20 protein-coding genes are annotated in these 22737 nt (G+C 61.2%); 10 read left to right on the top strand and 10 right to left on the bottom strand.

The window, feature by feature from the left end:
• Positions 1-29: 29 nt before the first annotated feature.
• From EFR00_RS18770 to EFR00_RS18790, 5 genes are all read right to left on the bottom strand, one after another.
• Positions 30-1205: an NAD(P)/FAD-dependent oxidoreductase gene (locus tag EFR00_RS18770; protein ID WP_077993036.1), complete on the bottom strand. Its 1176-nt coding sequence runs from the start codon at positions 1203-1205 to the stop codon at positions 30-32.
• A gap of 11 nt (positions 1206-1216) precedes the next feature.
• The gene (locus tag EFR00_RS18775; protein ID WP_077993037.1) at positions 1217-2401 is read right to left on the bottom strand and encodes an NAD(P)/FAD-dependent oxidoreductase; all 1185 of its coding nucleotides are present in this window, start codon (positions 2399-2401) and stop codon (positions 1217-1219) included.
• Positions 2402-2482: 81 nt separating this feature from the next.
• Positions 2483-3103, bottom strand: coding sequence for a lytic transglycosylase domain-containing protein (locus EFR00_RS18780; RefSeq protein WP_038690147.1), 621 nt, complete (start codon positions 3101-3103; stop codon positions 2483-2485).
• A gap of 262 nt (positions 3104-3365) precedes the next feature.
• Positions 3366-4127, bottom strand: a complete 762-nt coding sequence (locus tag EFR00_RS18785; RefSeq protein ID WP_009990755.1) for an N-acetylmuramoyl-L-alanine amidase — start codon at positions 4125-4127, stop codon at positions 3366-3368.
• Positions 4124-4831, bottom strand: a complete 708-nt coding sequence (locus EFR00_RS18790; RefSeq protein WP_077993105.1) for a J domain-containing protein — start codon at positions 4829-4831, stop codon at positions 4124-4126. The genes EFR00_RS18785 and EFR00_RS18790 overlap by 4 nt, the downstream gene beginning before the upstream one ends.
• Before the next feature lie 475 nt (positions 4832-5306).
• On the opposite strand from EFR00_RS18790, the gene EFR00_RS18795 reads away from it, so the two are divergent.
• The 3 genes from EFR00_RS18795 to EFR00_RS18805 all read left to right on the top strand — a co-directional run bounded on the left by EFR00_RS18795 (position 5307) and on the right by EFR00_RS18805 (position 8277).
• Positions 5307-6518: a pyrophosphate--fructose-6-phosphate 1-phosphotransferase gene (locus EFR00_RS18795; protein WP_038690148.1), complete on the top strand. Its 1212-nt coding sequence runs from the start codon at positions 5307-5309 to the stop codon at positions 6516-6518.
• A gap of 57 nt (positions 6519-6575) precedes the next feature.
• Positions 6576-7211: a LysE family translocator gene (locus EFR00_RS18800; RefSeq protein WP_039621028.1), complete on the top strand. Its 636-nt coding sequence runs from the start codon at positions 6576-6578 to the stop codon at positions 7209-7211.
• A gap of 115 nt (positions 7212-7326) precedes the next feature.
• Entirely contained in the window at positions 7327-8277 is a 951-nt protein-coding gene (locus EFR00_RS18805) for a lytic transglycosylase domain-containing protein (protein ID WP_077993039.1), read from the top strand.
• A gap of 386 nt (positions 8278-8663) precedes the next feature.
• Here the strand turns inward: EFR00_RS18805 and EFR00_RS18810 are convergent, their stop codons facing one another.
• The gene (locus EFR00_RS18810; protein ID WP_077993042.1) at positions 8664-10085 is read right to left on the bottom strand and encodes a serine hydrolase domain-containing protein; all 1422 of its coding nucleotides are present in this window, start codon (positions 10083-10085) and stop codon (positions 8664-8666) included.
• A 196-nt stretch (positions 10086-10281) separates the two neighbouring features.
• Here EFR00_RS18810 and EFR00_RS18815 point away from each other — a divergent pair, with 196 nt between their 5' ends.
• The 5 genes from EFR00_RS18815 to EFR00_RS18835 all read left to right on the top strand — a co-directional run bounded on the left by EFR00_RS18815 (position 10282) and on the right by EFR00_RS18835 (position 15540).
• The gene (locus tag EFR00_RS18815) at positions 10282-11526 is read left to right on the top strand and encodes a BtaA family protein (protein ID WP_077993044.1); all 1245 of its coding nucleotides are present in this window, start codon (positions 10282-10284) and stop codon (positions 11524-11526) included.
• The gene (locus EFR00_RS18820; protein WP_039621036.1) at positions 11523-12197 is read left to right on the top strand and encodes a class I SAM-dependent methyltransferase; all 675 of its coding nucleotides are present in this window, start codon (positions 11523-11525) and stop codon (positions 12195-12197) included. Before EFR00_RS18815 ends, EFR00_RS18820 begins: the two co-directional genes overlap by 4 nt.
• A gap of 127 nt (positions 12198-12324) precedes the next feature.
• Positions 12325-13122 (top strand): glycoside hydrolase family 25 protein, encoded by a 798-nt coding sequence (locus EFR00_RS18825; protein WP_038690157.1) that lies wholly within the window; start codon positions 12325-12327, stop codon positions 13120-13122.
• Positions 13123-13211: 89 nt separating this feature from the next.
• The gene (locus EFR00_RS18830; RefSeq protein WP_038690159.1) at positions 13212-14435 is read left to right on the top strand and encodes a lytic murein transglycosylase; all 1224 of its coding nucleotides are present in this window, start codon (positions 13212-13214) and stop codon (positions 14433-14435) included.
• Between the two features lie 199 nt (positions 14436-14634).
• Complete coding sequence (locus EFR00_RS18835) at positions 14635-15540, top strand: DMT family transporter (RefSeq protein ID WP_077993046.1); 906 nt, start codon at positions 14635-14637, stop codon at positions 15538-15540.
• A gap of 459 nt (positions 15541-15999) precedes the next feature.
• Here EFR00_RS18835 and metF read toward each other — a convergent pair whose 3' ends face one another.
• The 4 genes from metF to EFR00_RS18855 all read right to left on the bottom strand — a co-directional run bounded on the left by metF (position 16000) and on the right by EFR00_RS18855 (position 20580).
• Complete coding sequence (gene metF / locus EFR00_RS18840; protein ID WP_038690163.1) at positions 16000-16902, bottom strand: methylenetetrahydrofolate reductase [NAD(P)H]; 903 nt, start codon at positions 16900-16902, stop codon at positions 16000-16002.
• 1 nt (position 16903) lies between these two features.
• Entirely contained in the window at positions 16904-17929 is a 1026-nt protein-coding gene (locus EFR00_RS18845) for an ArsR/SmtB family transcription factor (RefSeq protein ID WP_077993107.1), read from the bottom strand.
• A gap of 162 nt (positions 17930-18091) precedes the next feature.
• Entirely contained in the window at positions 18092-19741 is a 1650-nt protein-coding gene (gene ettA, locus EFR00_RS18850) for an energy-dependent translational throttle protein EttA (RefSeq protein WP_077993048.1), read from the bottom strand.
• A 98-nt stretch (positions 19742-19839) separates the two neighbouring features.
• Positions 19840-20580 carry a ribonuclease T2 family protein gene (locus tag EFR00_RS18855; RefSeq protein WP_009989543.1) on the bottom strand — a complete coding sequence of 247 codons (741 nt, stop codon included), beginning with the start codon at positions 20578-20580 and terminating at the stop codon, positions 19840-19842.
• 223 nt (positions 20581-20803) lie between these two features.
• On the opposite strand from EFR00_RS18855, the gene EFR00_RS18860 reads away from it, so the two are divergent.
• Positions 20804-21754 carry an alpha/beta fold hydrolase gene (locus EFR00_RS18860; RefSeq protein WP_077993053.1) on the top strand — a complete coding sequence of 317 codons (951 nt, stop codon included), beginning with the start codon at positions 20804-20806 and terminating at the stop codon, positions 21752-21754.
• Between the two features lie 13 nt (positions 21755-21767).
• Positions 21768-22724 (top strand): DMT family transporter, encoded by a 957-nt coding sequence (locus EFR00_RS18865; RefSeq protein WP_077993055.1) that lies wholly within the window; start codon positions 21768-21770, stop codon positions 22722-22724.
• The last annotated feature ends 13 nt before the right edge of the window (positions 22725-22737 follow it).

Consider the following 22737-nt stretch of genomic DNA (forward strand, 5'->3'; position numbering starts at 1 on the left):
GCGCACAATTGCCACCAAAAACGATAGTCTTAGCGAAATTGCGGTGTGAAATCCGTGGAGTAGCCCTGTTGACTGATGCCGCCTGATAAAAGCAGCTCGGCCCCGAGCCTGCCGATTTCGTCCGAACTCTTGGCCGACGTGCCGGCGCAGCCTGTCAGCACTGCGATGGCAGGCGAAGCCGTATAGCCGATCATCGGATAGCCGCTTTGCGTCTGGGAAACGACACAGGCGGCCGTCGAGATCGAAAGCGGCGTCAGATCGGGCGCAAGATCGGCGACGATGCGTTGAAGATGCGTCCGCACGCTCTCCCGCCCCTCGGTCCTGAACCAGGCACGCATCTCCGCCTCGTTGCCGAGCGCCAGATCGTCGGGGTCGCCGCCGATCTTCAGATAGAATTTACCGTCGGGATAACGGATCGGCGGCAGTAGGTAAATATGGATGCCGGGCACATCGACAATAAGCGACGGCATGGCGGCGAGGTGGATGGCATCGGCTTCGCTCACTTCGAAAAGCGTTACCGTCCGGCCATAAACCGTCATCTCAATCGGACGCGGCAACAGATTCTCCGCAATGGAAAATCCTCCAGCAGCCAGCAGTACCTTTTCAGCACGATAGGCCAAGCCGCCGGCGGTCCTGACGACCGCCGAACCACCCTCCTCGCGGATTGAGACAACATTGTCGCGGATGACGGCGGCGCCGGCTTTTTCCGCCAGCAGCGACTGTGCCTTGACCAGCTTGCGCGGGCTGATATGCCCGGCCCCCTTCGCCTCGAAGACGCCGGCGCAGCCATCAGCAAAGGCGAAGAAGGGAAAGGCGTCTTTCAATCCTCCTTCGTCTAGAAGGCTGGTTTCGACACCCAGCGAAACGGCGGCCTGCCTGGTTCTGCCGAGATAATCGCTTCCATCGGGCGCGACGACGACGCAGCCGACCTCCCGATAGAAATCGATGCCGCTGTCGCGAGCGATCTCGCCGTAGCGTCCGATCGAGCGATTGGCGAGCAGCGCCCAGTTGCGGTCGGGATCGATGGTGCGGGTGATGCGCCCCTCATCATAGTGGCTGGCAAACACGCCCTGATGCGTCTTGCGATCGGCCGGCTCGTCCGGCCCGATCACCGCCACGCCGTCCGTCTGCCGGGCCAGATGCCGCGCAGCTGCCGCCCCCATCAATCCGCGGCCGACGATGACATATTTGAATTCGACTGCCATGATGCTCCCTTTCAGGCAAAAACCGGCGTCAGCTCGCCGCCGAAATCCGCTTCACTGAGCACGCCTTCCATCAGCAGTACGGCGCCCAGCCGCCCAAGTTCGTCGGAGGATTTGGCGGCGACGAAATTGCCGCCGGTCAGCACCGCGATGCGCGGCGACTGCGTAAACCCGGCATAGGGATAACCGGTCGGCGTGAAATTCGCCACGCACGGCCCTGATGTGACCGGGCAGCCGGCAAGCGCCGGCATCAGTTGCAGGGCGATGCGGCAGAGATGGTCGCGCTCGGCAGCGCTGCCGTCGGAACGGAACCACGCGCCGGCATCCTCCAGCCGATTGATCGAAAGCGTCTCGGTATCGCCGCCGAGTTTAAGATACATCTTGCCGTCGGGATAACGCACCGGCGGCAGAATATAAATGTGATCCTCTTCCCGGTCCCCGAGAACGATCGTCGACGGCATGTCGCCGAAGACCGCCATCTCGCGCTCACCGATTTCATAGAAGACAACAGTTCGTGCCATCACCCTGGTGTCGACGGGACGCGGCAGCAGCGCGTGGAAATTGCTGAAGCCGCCAGCCGCCACCAGTACCCTCTCGGCGCTGTAGGGCCTTCCGTCGACCTTCACCTCGACATGGGCACCGGCGTCGCGCACGGATGTCGCGGTTGCCTCGATCAGCGTAACGCCACCCTGTTCCGCCAGCCTTGCCTGGGCGCGCACCAGCGCCCGCGGATTGATATAGCCGGCGCGTTTGCGTTCAAAATAGCCGCTGAAATCGGCATCGACGGCAAGATAGGGAAAGCGCCGAGAAAGGTCCGACGATGCGATGGTCTCGATGTCGCTGCCGAGCGTCCGGCTGACGGTCAACGCCCGGTCGATATAGTCCTGCTCGCTCTTGTCAGGCGCTGCAAAGAGGCAGCCGACTTCCGAGAAGAAGGAAATGCCGCTCCTTGCCTCGATCTCACGGTAGCGGTCGAGCGCGCGGGCGGCGAAGGTTCCCCAGGCCAGATTGCCATCGAACGTCCGTGTAATACGCGCCTCGTCGTAGTGGCTGGCGAAGACGCCCTCATGCGATTTGCGCTCAGCCGGCTCGCGCGGGCCGATCAGCGCGATGCCGTCGGCCATCGCAGAGAGATGCCGGGCGGCCGCGGCACCCATCATGCCGCGTCCGATGATGATGAACCTGAAATCGACTGCCATATCCCACCTCGCTAAATTCCAGCGATACCATGGCAATCATCTTGAATCATCCAGCTCTTGTCAGGGATAAGCGCTTCAGGCTCAGAGCATTGCGAGAACCTTGCCGCAATAGGACTTGGACACCGGGTTCATGCGCGTGGCGCCATGACCGGCATTGTATTTGAGGATGGTGTTGCAGGTCTCGCCACCACCGAGATCATGGGCGGCAGCCAGATATTTCATGCCGTACTTGATGTTGGTTTCCGGATCGAACAGGCCCTTGGCGCTGCCGGAATAGCCCATCATGCGGGCAGTTGCAGGCTTTATCTGCATCAGGCCGATTTCACCGTGGCTGCCGCGCGCATTCGGATTGAAATTGCTTTCGATACGGATGACAGCGGTCGCAAGCGCAACCGGTACATTATATTGGTTCGCATATTTGCTGATCAGTGCGGAATAGGAATTGCCGGAAACATTGGCGACGGGATAACCGCTCTGGCGCTCGACCGTCTTCAGTGTGCGTTCCGCCGTCTTGAGCGGACGCTTCGCCGGCTTGACCGCACGCTCCGCTTTCTTCAACGGACGCTCTGTCTTCTTCGCAGGACGCTCGACTTTCTTCACCGGCGCATCAGCTCGCACACCCCAATCATTTGCAAAGGCAAAGCTATTTCCGGCCAGCACCATGCCAACGCATGTTGCAGCAACAACAATCAGTTTTCTCATGTAGTCTTGAACACTCCGACCCAAAGAATTTCCAGACGGCGCGCCTCGCTGTCATAATGAATACCAGATCAATGACCGATCTGTATTCGTGGCAATTCTTATCGCTTCACATAGCGCCCGCGGTTTAACTCGAAAGCAACCCCGAGTACCGCTTGGCGGAGGTTCTTAGACCACCGCAATGAGGAGATAATAGGGAAATGATGTGGCAGGCCGAATTTCGCGTTGCAGTGCGAAATTCGGCGTGTCAGTAATTGTCGAGGAATCAGGAATAACGCGGCAAAGCCGACAGTAGCCGGTGCAACGTGTCGATGGTCGAAAAATCGGCGATGCCATCTATCCGTTCGGGCCGAAAATGCCGCTGGAAAGCTTCCACGTCGCCTGCCGTTTTTTCTGAAAAATGCCCCGTAATTTCAGTGCCGTAACCATAGAGCGACAGCATCGACTGCAGTGCTTCGACGGGTTGGCCGCTATCGCCGCGCTGGAAGAAGCGTCCGCCGGTGATCGTTGCCGGCTCGACCCAGTGCCCGATGCCCGCCCGGTGGAGCTCCGCCCAGGGGAACTTTTCACCCGGATCAACCTTGCGAATCGGGGCGACATCTGAATGCCCAAGCACACGTTCCGGCGCGATCGACCAACGTTTGACACAGTCCCGACACAATTCGATCACCGCCGCGATCTGCTCTTTCGGATAGTCGGGAAGGCCGCCGGGATGGCCGACATTAGCGATCTCGATGCCGATCGACAGCGAATTGATGTCGCTTTCGCCATGCCAACTGCTCTTCCCGGCATGCCACGCCCGCCTGCCCTCCGGCACCAGTTGGATGACCTCGCCATTCTCATGCACGAAATAATGGCTGGAAACCTGGCTTTCGGCGCAACAGAGCCAGTCGAGCGCGCCATCCGGGGTCGGCATGCCGGTATAGTGCAGCAGGATCATATCCGGGCGACGCCCGTCCGCCCGCTCCCCGTGATTGGGCGAGGGCCGGACGCAAGCTCCCGCGTAATCCGCCTCGAAGGAGATCATGCGGCGCGGCGTTCCTTCTCGATTGCCGCATAGGCTGCGTTGAGCGCGGCCATGCGCTCATTGGCTATCACGTGGAATTCCTTCGGCACGCCGCGCGAAATCAGTCGATCGGGATGATGTTCGCTGACGAGGCCGCGGTAACGGCGGCGGATCGTCGGAAAATCGTCGGAAGGCGACACGCCGAGCACCTTATAGGGATCGCCGCCGGCCGAGACATGGCGAGCGGCGATCTGCTCGAAGCGGGTCTCGCTCATCTGGAAGATCTCGCCGATGTGACTGAGGAAATTCAACTCGTTCTCATGAATCAGCCCGTCGGCCTTGGCGATATGGAAGAGACCGTCGAGCACATCTTCCAGCACGGTGCAATTGGCCGCACAGCTAATGCAGAGCGTCGAGAGCCGCTCGGCATAGGCCTCATAACCGGCGACATCCTGACGCGCGAGATTATAAAGTCTGGCGACGTTCTTCGCTTGATCCTGCGGAAACTCGAAGATTTCCCGGAAAGCCTCGACCTCCTTCTCGCTGACGATGCCGTCGGCCTTGGCCATCTTCGCCGAAAGCGCGATGATGGCCACAGAGAAAGCGACCTTCCGCCGTGTTTCCGGATCGCCTTCGAAAACCGTGCGGATGGCCTCGACCACCGCGGACAGCGCATTGCCCGCAGTATTGCCAATGGCATTCACCAGTTTTTCCCAGAAGGACATCGAAAATCTCGCGCGCTTGTCAACCTCAAACAGCTTGACCAAAGAATCGTAGCCTTTGCAAGGCGTCGATTGGTCCTAGGGGCGAACACAGTTTTCACGATTTGGTAATTGTCGCACCGCAGCAAACGATTCACCCCTTGGATTGAGGGAATGGCGCGCCCCTGCCATACCGGCCTCACCTGTCCCAATGCGACTCCGCAATTTCCACAACAGTTGTCGGTCGGCGTCTCCGGGTTGAAACGATTATATCAGCTCTTCCGGCCACAAAGCGTGAAAAGGCGGCGTTTTTCGTAAATTCTTTACTTTACAGGCCCCTTTCCCTGCCGCATCCATGCGCTGATGCATGTCGCCCGGAACTCTACGGCGGCACCGGGACACGGCATGCACAATCAATGGGCAAACGCATCGCATAAACGAAGGTCGATGCGAAGCGCCTTAGCCAGCGCCGCCGCATCGAAACGCCATAGGAGGAATCATGGCCAAGCAGAAAGTTGCAATGCTGACCGCCGGAGGCCTCGCACCCTGTCTTTCCTCCGCCGTCGGCGGCCTCATCGAACGCTACAGCGACGTTGCGCCCGAGCTCGATATCGTCGCCTATAAGTCCGGCTACCAGGGCGTACTGCTCGGCGACAGCATCGAGATCACCCGTCAGATGCGTGAAAAGGCGCCGCTGCTGCACCGCTATGGCGGCTCGCCGATCGGGAACAGCCGTGTCAAGCTCACCAACGCCGCCGACTGCGTCAAGCGCGGCCTCGTCAAGGAAGGCGACAACCCGCTGAGGGTCGCCGCCGAACGCCTTGCGGATGACGGCATCACCATTCTCCACACGATCGGCGGCGACGACACCAACACCACAGCCGCCGACCTTGCTGCCTACCTCGCCGCCAACGGCTACGATCTGACCGTCGTCGGCTTGCCGAAGACGGTCGACAACGACGTCGTGCCGATCCGCCAGTCGCTGGGCGCCTGGACGGCCGCCGAAGTCGGCGCCCACTTCTTCGACAATGTCGGCAACGAGCAGACCGCCGCCCCCCGCACCCTCGTCATCCATGAGGTCATGGGACGCCATTGCGGTTGGCTGACGGCCGCCACCGCCCGCGCCTATCTCCAGCGCACCAGTCGCAATCAATATGTCGACGGCCTGATGATGGATGCGCAACTGAAGGGTATCGACGCCGTCTATCTGCCCGAAATGGCGTTCGATCTCGATGCCGAGGCCGCCCGGCTGAAGGAAGTCATGGATCGCACCGGCCATGCCACCGTCTTCGTGTCGGAAGGCGCTTGCCTCGACGCCATCGTCGCCGAGCGCGAAGCCGCCGGCGAGACCGTCAAACGTGATGCCTTCGGCCATGTGAAGATCGACACGATCAACGTCGGTGCATGGTTCCAGAAGCAGTTCGCCAGCCTCCTGAATGCCGAGCGTTCCCTGGTGCAGAAATCGGGCTATTTCGCCCGCTCGGCGCCGGCGAACGGCGACGACCTGAGGCTGATCCAGAGCATGGTCGACCTCGCCGTCGAAAGCGCGCTCAATAAAGTGTCCGGCGTCACCGGCCACGATGAAGCGCAGAATGGTAAATTGCGCACTATAGAATTCCCGCGCATCAAGGGCGGAAAGGCTTTTGACCTTTCGACGGGATGGTTTGCCGAAGTCATGGACAATATAGGCCAGAAATACAAAGAAGCATGATTGACGGATGGTTAATAAGGTGTCTTTGCTTGTTCCTGAGGAATGGGAGGAGACACCATGTCGTTTGAAGCCTGGCTCGCTTTTGCGGCCGCATCCGCCATTATGCTGGCCATACCGGGACCGACGATACTGCTCGTCGTCTCATATGCGCTTGGCCATGGACGCAGGACGGCGTTTGCGACGGTGAGCGGCGTGGCGCTAGGCGACTTCACCGCGATGACGGCTTCACTCTTCGGGCTCGGCGCCGTCCTCGCCGCCTCAGCCACTCTTTTCACCGTCCTCAAGTGGATCGGCGGCGCCTACCTGATATGGCTCGGAATCAAGCTCTGGCGGGCTCCCGTCATCGGCGAGCCGGTTGCCGACAACGACAATCTTCCGGAGGAAAAATCGCTCAGGATTTTCCTCCACGCCTACCTCGTTACCGCCCTCAATCCGAAGAGCATCATCTTCTTTGTCGCCTTCGTGCCGCAGTTTCTCAACCCGGCTCTTCCCTTCTTCGGGCAGATGGCGATCATGGAAGCGACCTTCCTCGTGCTGGCGATCCTCAACGCTTCCACCTACGCATTTCTCGCTCATAGCGCGCGCGGACTGATTCGCAAGGCGAGCGTCCAGCGCGCCGTAAACCGCACCGGCGGCACGCTGCTGATCGCTGCAGGCGCCGTAACGGCCGGCTATCGCCGTATTGCAGCGTAGAAACATTCCGTGGTTGCCGGAATGCAACGAATAGGTTAATGGGGTCATCGGATTTAAGCTTTTTAGTAACTTTTATAACGCTGCCGGGGCGGCGCGATTTCACGAAAGTGACGGAATGGTAGCGATCGGATTGTCCGGCCTGAAACGCAGTCTTGTCGTTTCTACGGTGCTCTGCTGCGGCGCGATGACCGGCTGCACGAGCGTCGAATACACCTCTCAGGCCGAATTGACAGCCGCTCAGATAGTGGTGCCGACACCCAAGCCCGGCGAAGAGGCAACGCTGGCCGCGATCCCGACGGCCGAGGGCGCAGCTGGCCAGGCGGTCGCAGGCGCCATCCTTCCGCAAACGCAGACATCCCCCGCGCTGACCGCAACGGCGATGCCGACGGTTACGGCCTCTCAGCCCGCTGATCTCACCATGCAGGCAGGCATACAGCCGGCAGCCTATGCGCAGATCCCGCTGACGCCCGAGATGACGGCGATCCAATCCGTCGTGCCGACGCCGCGTCCGGTGACCCCGGCACAGCCGGCGACGCAGCTTGCCTTTGCCGCGACGCCGCAGAACAATGCGCTTGCAGCACTCGCGGCAGTCGACACAACCCCGCGTTCCAGCATGGATTACGGCTTCGACGAATCCGGGCCGATCGATCCGCCGACGGCTCCGCCAATGTTCAGCGACGACGACAAGGACGATGCGCCGACTGTCGAAAAGAGCTTCGTCACCAAGCTCATCCAGAAATATTCGAAAGTCTACGAAATACCCGAGACGCTGCTCCACCGCATCGTCCATCGCGAGAGCCGCTACAATCCGAAGGCTTACAACAAGCGCGGCTATTTCGGTCTCATGCAGATCAAATACAACACTGCCAAATCGATGGGCTATGACGGCGCGCCGGGCGGTCTCTTCGATGCCGAGACCAATATCAAATATGCCGCGAAATATCTGCGTGGCGCGTGGCTCGTCTCCGACAACAAGGAAGACGATGCCGTCCGCCTCTATGCGCGAGGCTATTATTATGACGCCAAGCGCAAGGGCATGAACGACATCGCCCAGGGCAATTACTGACCACCACAATAGAGCCTTTCCTGGTTAGATTGAAGCATTCTGCCGGAGCAGGTTTTCGTCAGGGCAGAGGCGATTGGCGACGGGCATACCCCTTGGTACGTCCGAGCCGATCGCCTCTGATCCTGGCGGAAACATGCCCGGCCCACCGGCCGCACCGCTTCGCCGGCGAAGCGATCAGTGCGTCCGGCGATTCCTAAGTCTTGCAGATTTGCCTGGCAAATCTGCGGGAGGGTTGGCTGAAACGGGCCGGCTGATCGACCGGCCGGCTTGGCCGTAGAACTGGGCTACGACGCGCGCCGGCCGGTCGACCATCCGACTCCGTTTGAGCCAACAGAATGCGTCAATCTAACCAGGAAAGGCTCTAGAAACGGCTTCGATGCTACCGCCTATGGCTGCGTCTGGACCTGCCGCTCTGATCCGGCCTGCTGTTGCGGCACTCCCGATTGCGGCGACGCCGCCAGGACTGCCTTGAGAAGCGTCTGCGGCTGATAACCGAGCCAGCTAGGCGTCAGGCCGAGCCGGACGACGACGAGATTGGCGGACGGCACGATCGCCATGCTCTGCCCATCATGCCCCGTCAGCCAGAACGTATCCTCCGGCAGCCCGAATGCAGCGCTGCGGCCACTGGGGGCGAGCCACGCCTGGCCCTGCGTATACCGGCCGTTCGACGCTGCCGTCGGCGTGCGCATGGCGCCAACGAACCCCTCCGGCAACAGCCGCCGGCCGTTCCAAACGCCATCCTGCAGCAGGAACTGTCCGAAACGCGCCCAGTCATGCGCAGTCGCATAGAGGTAGGAGCTTCCGGTAAAGGTGCCGCGCGCGTCGAGCTCGAAGACGGCGCTGGTCATGCCGAGGGGCGAGAAGAGCGCGTCATGCGGATAGGAAAAAGCTGCCTGCGCATTGCCGACCCTGTCCATCCAGATGCGTGACAAGAGCACAGCCGTGCCGCTCGAATAGCGGAAGCGCTGGCCGGGTGCCGCCTCCATCGGCGCATTGGCCGGCAGCGATACCATGTCGGGATCGAGATAGAGCATGCGCGTCACATCGGCGACGCTGCCATAATCCTCATTGAAGGCAAGGCCGCTCTCCATTCCGAGCAGGTCGGAAACCTTGATCCTGGAACGCTGATCGTCCTTCCACTGCGCCATTAGGTGATCGTCGTCGAAGGAGATCTTGCCGTCGAGCATCAGCCGGCCGAGGATGGCCGCGTTCACCGTCTTCGTCATCGACCAGCCGATCAGCGGCGTCTTCGACGAAAATCCGGGACCATAGGCCTCAGTGACGATACGGCCGTCGCGCACCACCACGATTGCCCGCATGGCCGGGCCGGCAAGTCGGGCATCGGCCAGCACCGCGGCGATCTTCGCGTCCGCATCGCCGACGCTCTCTCCCTGCGGCCATAACGCATCGCTCGTCTCCATCTTGGCCGGCGGATCGAAGGGCGCGGCATTCGCCGCCGCCTCGAAATCGCCGTCCGGCACGCTGGTGCAGCCGAGCCCGCCGCGATAGAGCGCATAACTTGATGCAAAGAGCCCCATGAAGCGCGCCGTTACCCGGCCGTTGTCGCGGTCGACGCTGACGCGCACCAGCCGCAGCAGCGGGTTTCCCGGCGCCTGCACGTCGTCCTCCAGCACGTCTTCGGCGTTGCGCCCGGCAATGAAGACATTGGAGCAGACGATCTTGGCGGCATAGCCGTCGCCGACGCGCAAAAGCTCCGGCGGCCAAGCAAAGAGCCAGGCGGCGCCAGCAACGACGATGAGAACGAGAAGGAGAGCAAGCGCCTTAAGGGCACGCAGGACAAATCGCATGACATTCCTCCGAATGCCCGGAGAGAAGCAGGAATTGCGTGCGGCGGAAAGGGGGCGGCGCGAAGAAGATCCATCGCCTTGATCACTTTCCCAGGAGGATGAGAACGTTTTTGCGCGGCGCCGGCCCACAGGCCACGTCATCAAACTGTAGCAGTGGCGCGCTACACGCCCTGAACGCTAAAAAGGTGACAGACTCATGTCAGAATTTGCACCGGATGCCGGCTTCCGCAAGAACCGGAAACTCAAGGACGCCCTTCTCCGCCACAAGGCTTTTTCGAAGGAAGGTTTCTCCGAGCGTCTCTTCGGCCTCCTCTTCTCCGGCCTCGTCTACCCGCAGATCTGGGAAGATCCGGATCTCGACATGCAGGCGATGGAGCTGAAGCCCAACCACCGCATCGTCACCATCGGCTCCGGCGGCTGCAACATGCTCGCCTATCTCTCCAAGGCGCCGGCCTCGATCGACGTCGTCGATCTCAACCCGCACCATATCGCGCTGAACCGCCTGAAGCTTGCCGCCTTCAAGCATCTGCCGGATCATGCCGACCTCGTCCGCTTCCTGGCGATGCCGAACGAAGAGTCGAACAGCCGCGCCTACGACCGGCATCTTGCCGCCAGGCTCGACGAGGCGACCCGCAGCTACTGGAACGGCCGCAAGTTCGGCCGCCGCCGCGTCACCGTCTTCGACCGCAACATCTATGAAACCGGCCTGCTCGGCCGCTTCATCGGCGCAGCTCACCTTCTTGCCCGCCTGCACGGCGTCAAGCTGCGCGAGATGACCAAGACCCGCTCGATCCGCGAGCAGCGCCAGTTCTTCGACGAGCAGATCGCGCCGCTTTTCGAAAAACCGGTCGTGCGCTGGATCACCGGCCGCAAGAGCTCGCTCTTCGGCCTCGGCATTCCGCCGCAGCAATATGACGAACTCGCAGGCCTTGCCGCCGATCATTCGATCGCGCCGGTGCTGAAGCACCGCCTGGAAAAGCTCGCCTGTCATTTCCCGATGCGCGACAACTATTTCGCCTGGCAGGCCTTCGGCCGCCGCTACGGCACTGAAGAGGAAGGCCCGCTGCCGACCTATCTGAAGCCGGAGCACTATGAGGTGATCCGCGCCAATGTCGACCGCGTCAACGTTCACCACGCAAGCTTCACCGAGCTTCTGGCCCGCGAGCCGGCCGCCTCGCGCGACCGCTACATCCTGCTCGACGCACAGGACTGGATGACCGATGGGCAGTTGAACGACGTCTGGCGGGAAATCACCCGCACGGCGCGCGACGGCGCCCGGGTGATCTTCCGCACCGCCGCCGAAAAGAGCATCATCGAAGGCCGCCTGTCTCCGTCGATCCGCGACCAGTGGGAATACTTCGAAGAGAAGTCACGCGAACTGACCGCGCTCGATCGCTCGGCGATCTATGGCGGTTTCCACATCTACGGGAAGAAGGCGTGAGCAAGGTCGGCACCGAGACGGCGGGAATGAGCGACGAACATGCCAGCCTCATGGATGGCATGTACCGCTACCAGCGTCATATTTACGACCTGACGCGCAAATATTACCTTCTCGGCCGCGACAGCACCATCCGCAATCTTGACGTGCCCGAGGGCGGCACCCTGCTCGAAGTCGGCTGCGGCACCGGTCGCAACATGGCCTTCGCCCACAGGCATTTCCCGACCGCCAAGCTGTTCGGCCTAGACATTTCCCAGGAAATGCTGATTTCAGCCCGTAAGACCTTCGCCACCAAGGCGACGATCCCGGAATTCCGCGTCGCCGACGCCACCGCCTTTACGCCGCGAGAATTCGGCGTCGGCGGTTTTGACCGCATCCTGATCTCCTATGCCCTGTCGATGATCCCGGACTGGGAGCGCGCCGTCGACGCATCGATAGCAGCGCTCAATCCAGGCGGCCAGTTGCACATCGTCGATTTCGGCCAGCAGGAAGGCCTGCCGCGCTGGTTCCGCAGCATGCTGCAGGCCTGGCTTGCGAAGTTCCATGTCACGCCGCGGCCGGATCTTCGCGAGGTTCTTGAGGCGCAGGCACAGGAGCACAATGCGCGATTGTCTTTCGAAACAGTCGGCGGCGGTTATGCCTGGCGGGCGGCTATTATCAGCAAGCGCACATAATTCGCTTGAAACTAACCGATTTTTTACGTTGATATGGTGAAAAGAGGGTTATTCCTCTGCTGGGCTCGTCATTCTCGAAGGTCAGGCTGTGGGGCAAAGAGATCATTCGGTTCACGACGGGATACCCATGCGCCGGCTTTTGTTTTGCGTTCTGCCTCTGGCCATCATGCTCGCCGGCTGTTCTTCCTCCGGTTATGACTACCTCGAAACGGCATCGATCAAGCCCAAAACGCGCTTCAAGGACACCGATCCGCAGAATTTTGGCGAAAAGCACCCGCATCGGAACGATGTGCACGGTATCGACATCTCCAAATGGCAGGGCGATATCGACTGGGCGAGCGTGAAGAATTCCGGCGTTGCCTTCGCATTCATCAAGGCGACGGAAGGCAAGGACAGACTCGATCCCCGCTTCGACGAATATTGGCGCGAAGCCCGCGCCGCCGGCATCCCGCACGCTCCCTATCATTTTTATTATTTCTGTTCCTCGGCTGACCAGCAGGCAGATTGGTTCATCAGCAACGTGCCCAAGGACGCCATGCGGCTGCCGCCGGTGCTCGACGTCGAATGGAACGGCGAATCGAAGACCTGCCGCTATCGCCCCGATCCGGCAACCGTGCGCGCCGAAATGCAGCGCTTCATGGACCGGCTGGAGGCCTATTACGGCAAACGCCCGATCATCTACACCTCAGTCGATTTCCACCGCGAGAACCTCGCCGGCTACTTCCAGGATTATCATTTCTGGGTGCGCTCCGTGGCAAAACACCCGGAAGTGACGTATTCCGACCGCCGCTGGGCCTTCTGGCAATATACTTCGACCGGCGTTGTTCCCGGCATCAAGGGGCCGACCGATATCAACGTCTTTGCCGGCAGCGCGAAGAACTGGAACAACTGGGTCGCGACCGTTTCCAAGGACAGAAATTCTTAGTAACGTCCTTCAATCTTTCTTGCTTCCGTCACATTCCTCTGTGAAAGCGACGGACATCCATTTGCTATTTTGCTATAAGGACCGCATTCATGCACCGCTCGCTCACAAGCCGCTCTGCACTCGCCCTCCTGTTTGCCCTGACCTTTGCCGGCGGCGCCGCGGCCCAGCAGGCGCCTGCCGCCTCCGCCCCCTCGACCGCGCCCTGCGGCGGCGATCTGTCCGCCTTCCTTGACGGCGTCAAGGCCGATGCGATTGCCGCTGGCGCCAGTGCCGCGGCCGCCGACGAGGCGCTTGCCGGCGCCGAGATCGATCCGAAGGTGCTGAGCCGGGATCGCGCCCAGGGCGTCTTCAAGCAGACCTTCCTCGAATTCTCCCAGCGCACCGTCAGCCAAGCCCGCCTAGACATCGGCCGCCAGAAGATGAAGCAATATGCCGACGTCTTCGCCCGAGCCGAGCAGGAATTCGGCGTTCCCGCCGGCGTCATCACTGCCTTCTGGGCGATGGAGACCGATTTCGGCGCCGTCCAGGGTGATTTCAACACCCGCAACGCGCTGGTGACGCTGTCGCATGACTGCCGCCGGCCCGAGCTCTTCCGTCCGCAGCTGATCTCCCTCATCGAGATGGTCCAGCACGGCGACCTCGATCCCGCCACCAACACCGGCGCCTGGGCCGGCGAGATCGGCCAGGTGCAGATGCTGCCGCGCGACATCATCGCCTACGGCATGGACGGCGACGGCGACGGCCATGTCCGCTTGAAGCAGAGCAGCCCTGACGCCATCCTGACGGCGGCGAAATTCATCCAGCACCTCGGCTTCGAGCGCGGCCAGCCCTGGCTGCAGGAAGTCACCCTGCCCGACAATCTGCCTTTCGAGAAATCGGGCCTTGGCGGCACGATGAAGGCGAGCGAGTGGTTCGCGCTCGGCGTCAAGCCGCGCGACGGCAACACCGCTTTCGGCGATCTCGAGGGCGACCTTGTGCTGCCGCAGGGTCGCATGGGACCGGCCTTCATCGCCTACCCGAATTTCAAGATCTATCTCGAATGGAACAAGTCCTTCATCTACACGACGTCGGCCGCCTATTTCGCCACCCGGCTTTCCGGCGCCCCGACCTATCTCAAAGGCACGCCTGAACAAGGCCTCGCCAACGACCAGATGAAGACGCTGCAGACCAAGCTTCAGTCGCTCGGCCACGATGTCGGCGAGATCGACGGCATCCTCGGCTCCGGCACGCGTATCGCCATCCAAAAGGAACAGCAGCGCCTCGGCATACCGGCCGACGGCTGGGCGACGCCTGCCCTTCTCAACGCTCTCTGATCGCCTGAAAATTTACCGCCACCCGCTTCGCAAGAAACGGGTGGCGCCGTTCTCCGCCTGCGCTAAGTCTGTACGAGATTTTGGAGCAATTCCAGCAAAAGCGTGCAGCGGTTTTGCGTCCGGAATTGCGTGGAAACAAAGAGCTGGAACATTATCGTATTCGAAGAAAAACGAAAATGCTCTAGCTGGAGGACTCGGCGTGGACAGCAGAATGAATGCCTGGACGTGGGGGCTGCTGGTCCTGCTCGGCTTGATCTGGGGCGGCTCCTTCTTCTTTGCCCGCATTGCCGTCCAGCATGTGCCGCCGCTGACCCTCGTCTTCCTGAGACTGCTGCTCGCAGCGCTCGCGCTGCATGTCTATATCGCCGCCCGTCTCGACATGTATCCGATCCTCAAGGCCCGCTGGCGGGAATTCCTCATCCTCGGCATCATCAACAATGTCCTGCCGCATGCCCTGATCTTCTTCGGCCAGACCCGGATCGGCGCCGGCCTTGCGGCGATCCTCAACGCGACGACGCCGATCTGGACCGTGCTCATCGCCAATTACCTCACCTCGGACGAGAAACTCTCCTCAGCAAAGATCGCCGGCTGCCTCGTCGGCCTCGCCGGCACCATCGTGCTGATCGGCCCCAGCATCTCCACCGGCAGCGAAGCGCCGCTCTGGGCGCTGCTGCTTCCGGTGCTTGCCGCCGTCTCCTACGGCTTCGCCGCCACCTACGGCAAGCGTTTCAAGGGCGTGCCCTCCCCCGTCACCGCCGCCGGCCAGTTGACCGCCTCCTCGCTGATTGCCTTGGCTCTCTCGCTGCTCGCTGATCGCCCCTGGGAGCTTACCGCGCCGCCGCTCGATGCGCTGCTTGCCATCCTGGCGCTGGCGCTGCTTTCGACGGCCTTCGCTTACATTCTCTATTTCAGGATCATGGCAATGGCAGGCGCCACGAACGCCTCGCTCGTCACTCTGCTGGTGCCGCCGAGCGCCATCGTCCTTGGCGTGCTCTTCCTCGGCGAGAGGCTCAGACTTGCCGAACTCGCCGGCATGGCGCTGATCGGTTTTGGCCTCGTCATCCTCGATGGTCGCGCCTATCGCCTGCTGACGAAACCCGCCTAAAAACAGTTGCATATTCTCTATGTTTTCAACCGTTTGCGCAGCCGCCATGTTTTGGGCGCATAGGTGAATGCGAAATCGCCTGATTTAACGCCTCGTTAAAATCTGTGAACAAAAATTAGGGTCATATTATCGTTTTATCTCAATGACTTGGCAAAACGATCTTCGACTTATCCACCGACCGCTTCGGCAGTGCAGCATAAAATCCGCTTTTCAAGCGACATATTTCAGACATAATATCAGCCGGTTAACGCGAGGAGACAGACATGGGACTCACGCAATCCTTGAATGTTCTGTTGGTCAGTGCAGCGTTTGCTTTCGTCTTATCCATGCTCTTCATCTGAGCCTGGATGACGGACGCGTAACGTTGATAGTGCCTAAACTCCCCTGATCAATCCGCCAATGAAAAAGCGCATGTCCCGCCCGACATGCGCTTTTTCACTTTTGAGCGGAGACGAAAGATCAGGCAGCGGCGCCGGCGCTCTTTGCCGGGCGGCGGGAGAAGCCGAGATTGTCGAGCACGGCGGAGACCAGCGGCGCGCGGTTCATCGTATAGAGATGGAACTCATCGATGCCGCGCCGGACGAGATCCTCGATCTGCTCGGCCGCGACTTCGGCAGCAACCTTCGCCCGCTCCTCGGGCCTATCGTCGTAGCCCGCGAAACGCTCATCGAGGAAAGCGGGAATGATCGTGCCGCAGGCGCCGGCGAAGCGCTTCAGCTGCGTCAGGTTCTGGATCGGCATGATGCCCGGCACAACAGGGATAGAGATGCCGGCAGCACGCACCCGCTCCAGATAACGCTCGAAATTGTCATTGTCGAAGAAGAACTGCGTCAGCGCCCGGTCGGCGCCGTTATCGGCCTTGCGCTTCAGCATCTCGATGTCAGCGGCCGTATCGCGGCTTTCCGGATGCTTTTCCGGATAGGCGGAGACCGAAATCTCGAAATCGCCGATCTCCTTGAGGCCGGCCACCAGTTCGGCTGCATTGGCGTAGCCGCCGGGATGCGGCTGGTACGGAGCGCCCGCACCGCCGGGCGCATCGCCGCGCAACGCCACGAAATGCGTCACGCCGGCCTTGCGGAACGTGTCGATCACCTGATGCGTCTCGTCCTTCGTCGCGCCGACGCAGGTCAGATGCGAAGCGGTGGCAAGCGGCGTCTGCGCCAGGAAACGCGTGACGGTCGACAGCGTCGGCGCCTTGGTGGTGCCGCCGGCGCCGTAGGTCACCGAGACGAAATCCGGGTCCCAGTCCTGCAGCTTGCTGACGGTCTCCCAGAGCTGGCCTTCCATTTCTTCCGATTTCGGCGGGAAGAATTCGAAGGAGATCCCGATGTTGCGCGCCTGCGCTTCGTTTTTCAAAGCCATGTCATACTCTCCCGGCAAATGTAGGTTCGGCGCCTTCGCTTAGTTGCGAAGCCATGAGGCGCCTCGGGTCACGCGCGAGCCAGACGGTGACCGTCAGCCCCTGCCCGCTCTGCTGACCCGGATGAAGATCGACGACCTGCTCGACATCGAGCCCGGCCTTGCGCAGCCAGTCGGACATCGCCTGGTGCGAAAAGCCGAGACGGACATGCGCATGCTCGTCGCGGAGATATTCGAGCGTGTGCGGCGCAAGGTCGATGACAACGAGCCGGCCGCCCGGCCGCAGCATGCGCGCCGCTTCCGCGATGGCAATCTCCGGCTGGTCGAAGAAATGCAGCACCTGATGGATCGTCACCAGATCGAAATCCTGTCCCTCGAACGGCAGGTTCAGAATATCGGCGTGGCGCACCGTCGCCTTGGTGATGCGAGACTTGTCGAGATTGGCGCGCGCCACACTCAGCATGTCGCGGCTGGCATCGACACCGATCGCCCGGCGGTAGAACCTGGCCAGGAGTTCGAGGATACGGCCGGTGCCGGTGCCGAGATCGAGTAATGAATCGATCGGCTGGTTGCCGAGCAGTCGGATGACGGCGGCATCGACTTCCTCATCGGCGGCATGCAGGCGGCGAAGTTCGTCCCATTCCGCGGCGTTGCGGCTGAAATAGGCCTGCGCCCGCTCGGCCCGTTGTCGTTTGACCCCCGACAGCCGCTCGCCGTCACGAAGAACGGTCGGATCGTTTTCGGAGACATGTTTCAGCAAGGCCCGCACCAGCATTGCCGCCTTGCCCTCCTGCTTGAGGCGGAAATAGGCCCAGGCGCCTTCCTGGTAGCGCTCTATCAGTTCCGCTTCACCGAGCAGCTTCAGGTGGCGGGAGATGCGAGGCTGAGATTGCCCGAGAATTTCGGTCAGATCGGTCACCGTCAGGTCGCCGGCGTCGAGAAGCGCCAGAAGACGCAGACGCGTCGGCTCGCCGGCCGCCTTCAAGACGTCCACCAGCCCATCCAGTCCAAGCTTCAAAGGTTCGCTCATCATCGGCCCAATCAAGATATAAAGATATCTTTATGTGATTTGAAAAGCGGTGGCAAGCGGCAATTCGCACTCTCCGCGAAATTGCCTGCTCAAATTGCGACAGGGCCAGATACGAAAAAGCCCCGGCCGAACCGGGGCTTTCTCAATCGAAAAGAGAGACGATCAGCGCGTCAGACGCTTATGGGCCTGGCTCCCCGGGTTGAGGGCATCGGGGCCGAGGCGGCGGACCTTGTCCTCTTCATAATCCTCGAAGTTGCCTTCGAACCATTCGACATGGCCCTCGCCTTCGAAGGCGAGAATGTGCGTCGCCAGACGGTCGAGGAACATGCGATCGTGGCTGATGATGATGGCGCAGCCGGCGAAGTTCTCCAGCGCGTTTTCCAGCGCGCCCAGCGTTTCGGTGTCGAGGTCGTTGGTCGGTTCGTCGAGCAGCAAAACGTTGCCGCCGGCCTTCAGCATCTTGGCGAGGTGAACGCGGTTGCGCTGGCCGCCGGAGAGGTTGCCGACCTTCTGCTGCTGATCGCCGCCCTTGAAGTTGAAGGCGCCGCAATAGGCGCGCGAGTTCATGTCGAACTTGCCGAGCTTGATGATTTCGGCGCCGCCGGAGATTTCCTCCCAGACCGTTTTGTCGCCGGCAAGCGCATCACGGCTCTGGTCGACATAACCGAGATGCACGGTTTCACCGATGCGGATCGAACCGCTGTCAGGCTTTTCCTGGCCGGTAATCATCTTGAACAGCGTCGTCTTGCCGGCGCCGTTCGGGCCGATGACCCCGACGATGCCGCCCGGCGGCAGCTTGATCGACAGGTCGTTGATCAGCGTGCGGCCCTCGAAGCCCTTGGTGATGCCCTCCATCTCGATGACCACCTGGCCGAGCCGTTCGCTGACCGGGATGATGATCTGCGCGTCGCCGGGACGCTGCTTTTCGGCGGCATCCACCAGCTGCTCATAGGACTTGATACGTGCCTTGGACTTGGCCTGGCGGGCCTTGGGGCTGGAGGCGATCCATTCCCGTTCGCGGCTGATCGCCTTCTGGCGCGAGGCCTCCTCGCGACCTTCCTGCTCCATGCGCTTGGCCTTCGCCAGCAGATAGGCCGAATAGTTGCCTTCGTAAGGGATGCCGCGGCCGCGGTCGAGTTCGAGGATCCATCCAGTGACGTTGTCGAGGAAGTAGCGATCGTGGGTAATCATCATCACCGCGCCTGGATAGTCGCGCAGATGCTTTTCGAGCCAGGCGATGGTTTCGGCGTCGAGATGGTTGGTCGGTTCGTCGAGCAACAGCAGATCCGGCTGCGACAGCAGCAGGCGGCAGAGCGCGATACGGCGGCGCTCACCGCCGGACAGGCTGGTGACATCGGCGTCGCGCGGCGGGCAGCGCAGGGCTTCCATCGCCATCTCGACCCGGCTTTCCAGATCCCAGAGGTTCTGGCTGTCGATGATGTCCTGCAGCTTGGCGCCCTCTTCCGCGGTCTCGTCGGAATAGTTCATCATCAATTCGTTGTAACGATCGAGGATCGCCGTCTTCGAGGCAACACCTTCCATGACGTTTTCGAACACCGTCTTGTTCGCGTCGAGACGCGGTTCCTGCTCGAGATAGCCGACCGTGGCACCCTCGGCCAGCCAAGCTTCGCCGGTATACTCCTTGTCCTGGCCGGCAATGATGCGCAGCACAGTGGATTTACCGGCGCCGTTCGGCCCGAGGATGCCGATCTTGGCATCCGGGTAGAAGGAAAGGTGGATGTTCTCCAGGATCTTCTTGTTGCCATAGGCCTTGTTGAGGCCGGACATATGATAGATGAATTGACGTGCCATGCTGCGCTGCTCCGGGCGGGAAACTTCGTTTCGTGCCGCTATGTAGGCGAAACAGCGCCTGTGGGCAACGCCGAAACCCGGTTTAGGCAGGATTCCGGTCAGAAGCCCGCCGCATCCACGACACCTTCATCGCAGCCGAAAGAGGTTTTTCCCGCCCCCTGGATCAGATCGGCAAGGCCGGCGCTTTTCGCCGACGCCGATCCGGCAGCCTCCGAAAGCCCGATCGTCAGGCCGCTGATCATCTTGACATTGCCGGCCCGCCGGCAGCTCATCTTGACGCGGTCGCCGGCGCCCGGCCCGAAGCTCTTGTCGAAAGCCGCCTTGATCGCCTCGGCCTTGACCGGTTTGCCGATATTGGCAGCGAAAAGCTCGCGCACCGCCGACGCGTTGAGCCCACCCAAGAGATGCACGCCGACGCCAAAATAATCCTCGGCGCTCATTTTCGTGCAGGTGCCGTGCTTCGTCCATTCATGCCGTTCCAGGCCGGACTGCGTGCCGGGCATCGCCTTTACCAGCGCCGCCTGCGTCTCGGCGGAAAGCGTGACCTGAGGCAAGCTAGCCCATTTGCCATCCTTGTCAGCGGCCTTCTGATCGTCGCTGACGCCGCAATAATTCTGCCGCATCGGCCAAAGCCCGTGCAGCGAGAAGTTCGTCGCGTCATGGCGTTCGCCGGTCTGGCTTGCGCATTCAGCCTTCTTCTGGTTCGTCTGGCAGAAGGCGGGCTGCCAGCTCGCCGCAAGAATGAAACGGGTGCGCCCGTCGGCCTGCTGCGCCATGGCGGCGCCGGCAAGGGCCATCGATACGGCGAATGTCAAGGTACGCAACTGCATGCTGCTCATTTCAGCCCCCATAGAAGAACAATGCAGGAACAGATAAGCACAGAGAGTAAACGTCAGCAACCCTGAATCGCAATATTCCTGTAATTTGTTATCAATTGCGTCAAACGATTTAAAGTCACACCAAGGACGCTTTGTCACTTTGAGTTGAAGCATAATTGCTCAAATCGATTTCGCTTTGCGGAATTATGCGCTAGCGATCTGCTCTGCGGCTGGAAGGATCCGAATGTTTTCTGAAACGCAATGGCTCTCCGTGCCGGGAGCATCGCTGGCCTATCACCATGCCGAGGCCAGCGGCCCCGCATGCGGCATTCTGTTGATATCGCATGGCCTGGCGGAGCACTCGAAGCGGTATCGCCGCTTTGCCGAGGCGATGGCGGCGCGCGGCTATCACGCCTATGCCCATGATCACCGCGGCCACGGCGAGACGACGGCGCCGGATGCCCCGATCGGCCGCTTCGCACGACGCGATGGCGTCGAACGGGTGATCGGCGACATCATTGCCATGCGCGCTCACGCGGCCTCGCGCCATCCCGGCCTGAAGGTCATCCTCTTCGGCCATTCGATGGGCGGTCTCATCGCGCTCAATACCGCCGTCACCGCTCCGGCCGACTTCGACGCTGTCGCCGTGTGGAATTCCAATTTCGCCGTCGGCCTTGCCGGCCGCGCGGCCCAGGCGATCCTCACCGCCGAGCGCATGCTGAAAGGCTCGGACGTGCCGAGCGGCCTCCTCCCGAAACTCACTTTCGCCGCCTGGGGCCGGTCCATCGCCGACCGCCGCACGGAATTCGACTGGCTTTCGCATATTCCCGAGGAAGTCGACAAATATGTCGCCGACCCTCTTTGCGGCTTCGACGCCTCGGTTTCGCTCTGGCTCGATGTCTTCGAACTAACCTTTCGCGCACCGCAAAGGATCCATCTCGACCGGCTGCGGCGCGACTTGCCGATCCATCTGGTCGGCGGCGCAGAAGATCCGGCGACCGAGCGTGGAAAAGCCGTAGCCTGGCTGTCAAACCATTTGAAAGGCCAGGGCTTCTCCCGTATCAGCACTGAGATATATCAGGACATGCGGCACGAAACGCTGAATGACACCGGCGCAGATGCAGCCATTGCCGCCTTCGCCGACTGGTGTGACGGCGCGGTCGGCAAGAGCCGGAACGGCCAAAATCCCGGATAACGAGAACCCCATCATGAGTAGCACCTCCGCCCGGCCCGTTTCATCCCCCTCCGACGTGACGATGGGGCTTGCTCTGATGTTTCTTTCGGTAATGTTCTCGCCGCTCATCGATATCTTCGCCAAACTTGCCGTCGTCACCATCCCCTCCGCCGAGATCACCGCCGGCCGCTTCGCGGTGCAGGCGCTTTGCATGCTGCCGATCGTGATATGGCGGCGCAGCTTTGCCGATTTCTCATGGCGCCAGAGCCTGTTCCATGCCATCCGCGGCGCGATCATCACTATCTCGATGATTTCCTTCGTTACCACGCTGAAATACATGGCGGTCGCCGATGCGATCGCGATCTTCTTCGTCGAGCCGATCATCGTGACGATCCTCGGCGGCATTTTCCTGAAGGAAACGATCGGCTGGCGGCGCTACACCGCCTGCGGCGTCGGCTTTTTCGGGGCGATGCTGATCATCCAGCCGAGTTTCAACGAAGTCGGCTACATTGCGCTCCTGCCCGTCCTCAGCGCTCTCTGCATCGCCATTTTCGTATTGATGACCCGCGTCCTGTCGCACAAGGAAGATCCCTGGGCCATGCAGTTCCAGATGGGCATCTGGGGCCTGATCTTCTGCGCCATCCTGCTTCTTGCCGGCGAAGGAAGCGGCTCCGACATCTTCGATCCCGTCATGCCGGCAGGCAGCGCCTGGTTCTATGTCACCGGCGTCGGCGCCATGGCCGCGATAGCGGGCATCTTCGGCGTCTACGCCTATCGCGCCGCACCGGCTTCGACGCTGGCGCCGCTGCAATATTTCGAGATCGTCTCGGCGACGATCTTCGCATGGCTTGTTTTCGGCGACTTTCCGGATGCGATAAAATGGCTCGGCATCATGATCATCATCGCCTCCGGCATCTACATCCTTTGGCGCGAGCGCCGCTTTGCTTCCAAACCCGTATCCGATACATCTGAGGTGACGCTGGCGCCGTAGATTGCCCGGGAGG

This window comes from Rhizobium sophoriradicis (genome assembly GCF_003939025.1).
In the GTDB taxonomy this organism is placed as follows: Bacteria; Pseudomonadota; Alphaproteobacteria; order Rhizobiales; family Rhizobiaceae; genus Rhizobium; species Rhizobium sophoriradicis.

Coding starts and splice junctions, on each gene's coding strand:
- EFR00_RS18815 (WP_077993044.1), top strand. CDS start 10,282: ATGTCAGAATTTGCACCGGATGCCGGCTTCCGCAAGAACCGGAAACTC.
- EFR00_RS18830 (WP_038690159.1), top strand. CDS start 13,212: ATGCACCGCTCGCTCACAAGCCGCTCTGCACTCGCCCTCCTGTTTGCC.
- EFR00_RS18845 (WP_077993107.1), bottom strand. CDS start 17,929: ATGAGCGAACCTTTGAAGCTTGGACTGGATGGGCTGGTGGACGTCTTG.
- EFR00_RS18825 (WP_038690157.1), top strand. CDS start 12,325: ATGCGCCGGCTTTTGTTTTGCGTTCTGCCTCTGGCCATCATGCTCGCC.
- EFR00_RS18785 (WP_009990755.1), bottom strand. CDS start 4,127: ATGATCTCCTTCGAGGCGGATTACGCGGGAGCTTGCGTCCGGCCCTCG.
- EFR00_RS18770 (WP_077993036.1), bottom strand. CDS start 1,205: ATGGCAGTCGAATTCAAATATGTCATCGTCGGCCGCGGATTGATGGGG.
- EFR00_RS18800 (WP_039621028.1), top strand. CDS start 6,576: ATGTCGTTTGAAGCCTGGCTCGCTTTTGCGGCCGCATCCGCCATTATG.
- EFR00_RS18790 (WP_077993105.1), bottom strand. CDS start 4,831: ATGTCCTTCTGGGAAAAACTGGTGAATGCCATTGGCAATACTGCGGGC.
- metF (WP_038690163.1), bottom strand. CDS start 16,902: ATGGCTTTGAAAAACGAAGCGCAGGCGCGCAACATCGGGATCTCCTTC.
- EFR00_RS18805 (WP_077993039.1), top strand. CDS start 7,327: ATGGTAGCGATCGGATTGTCCGGCCTGAAACGCAGTCTTGTCGTTTCT.
- ettA (WP_077993048.1), bottom strand. CDS start 19,741: ATGGCACGTCAATTCATCTATCATATGTCCGGCCTCAACAAGGCCTAT.
- EFR00_RS18795 (WP_038690148.1), top strand. CDS start 5,307: ATGGCCAAGCAGAAAGTTGCAATGCTGACCGCCGGAGGCCTCGCACCC.
- EFR00_RS18775 (WP_077993037.1), bottom strand. CDS start 2,401: ATGGCAGTCGATTTCAGGTTCATCATCATCGGACGCGGCATGATGGGT.
- EFR00_RS18865 (WP_077993055.1), top strand. CDS start 21,768: ATGAGTAGCACCTCCGCCCGGCCCGTTTCATCCCCCTCCGACGTGACG.
- EFR00_RS18780 (WP_038690147.1), bottom strand. CDS start 3,103: ATGAGAAAACTGATTGTTGTTGCTGCAACATGCGTTGGCATGGTGCTG.
- EFR00_RS18860 (WP_077993053.1), top strand. CDS start 20,804: ATGTTTTCTGAAACGCAATGGCTCTCCGTGCCGGGAGCATCGCTGGCC.
- EFR00_RS18855 (WP_009989543.1), bottom strand. CDS start 20,580: ATGAGCAGCATGCAGTTGCGTACCTTGACATTCGCCGTATCGATGGCC.
- EFR00_RS18810 (WP_077993042.1), bottom strand. CDS start 10,085: ATGCGATTTGTCCTGCGTGCCCTTAAGGCGCTTGCTCTCCTTCTCGTT.